Here is a 1,055-nt window from a genome sequence, read left to right as displayed (position 1 = left end):
ATCCAGATTAGTATTCAAGCACCAGCATGCTCCAGTATTTAAGATAAGGCACTTCAAGAGTGATTTGATTCCCACTCTGAGTGAATTCCAGTTCCTGTGAGGCACCTCCATTAACATCGGGAGAGGCAAACCACACTTTTGAAACATTTCTTCATGCCTCAACTGTAATGCTGAAGTTGTCCTTTACCAACGGTTGTCTCTGGATCTTGCTGTCATCTCTCCACTGTAGTGTAGAAGCACCGTCATAATTTAAAATGTGAAGCACCTGCTGATTTTCAAGTTGTTTTCCAACTACAGCAGCCTGCCCAACTACCGGAGGCCAGCTATTCAGTTTAACATCGGCATCCTGAGACTGTACAGCAGGAAAATTGAAGTTTCCGCCGTCGCGTAACAGGTTCTGGTAAGCTGTATGGAAGTCATAATATTCTCTCACGCTATTGCGAAGATCTACGCTCATGTCGAGCTTATCATTTGGAAAATATTCGCTGGATAACATGTGCTCTCCCAATTCCAGGTGAGCTCCTCCAAAGGCGAAGATCACAGCATCGGTCATCAAAACAGAAGGTGTATTAAAGCTTCCGCTCTGCGAGTTGTAATTCATATAAGCCGCCAGCACGGTGTTGAGTTCGCCGTTGGAATATTCATAATTTTCCAGGATCACCCGTGCCAGATCCTGATACTGATATCTGCTCCAGATCTCAGAATATGCGAAATCTACCGGCGCTTCAAGGATCTCCTGTTGTTCATATTGATCAACCGCATTTAAGACCAGCTTCTTTCCGGGAAAACGGTTCTCAAGGGAAATAAGAAAATCTTTGTAAGCATCTCCTAAATCTATCCTGTAGCCTTCATAGTTATACAAAGTTCCGCGGTCACCCAACTGGTCAAGGTGCCAGCCATCGAAATCAAGATTTTCATAAACCGTAGCTGTCTCTCCAAAAATGTGCTCCTGCCATTGGTTGTTCGAAGGATCTGCCAGCTGAATGTCTCCAAAGCCTGAAAGGATGTGACGGTTGATATCCCTGTGATTTCTGTCCTCAAACATCAACCACTGC

The 1,055-nt window shown here is 44.6% G+C and carries 1 pseudogene; it reads right to left on the bottom strand.

Annotated elements, in window-relative coordinates:
* Nucleotides 1-7: 7 nt before the first annotated feature.
* A pseudogene (locus HC175_RS15195) lies at nt 8-1,045 on the bottom strand (glycoside hydrolase family 66 protein).
* Nucleotides 1,046-1,055: the final 10 nt, after the last annotated feature.

The organism is Salinimicrobium oceani (assembly GCF_012037645.1).
Note: the sequence above shows the minus strand (reverse complement) of the source record. Positions and strands in the feature narration are given on the sequence as shown.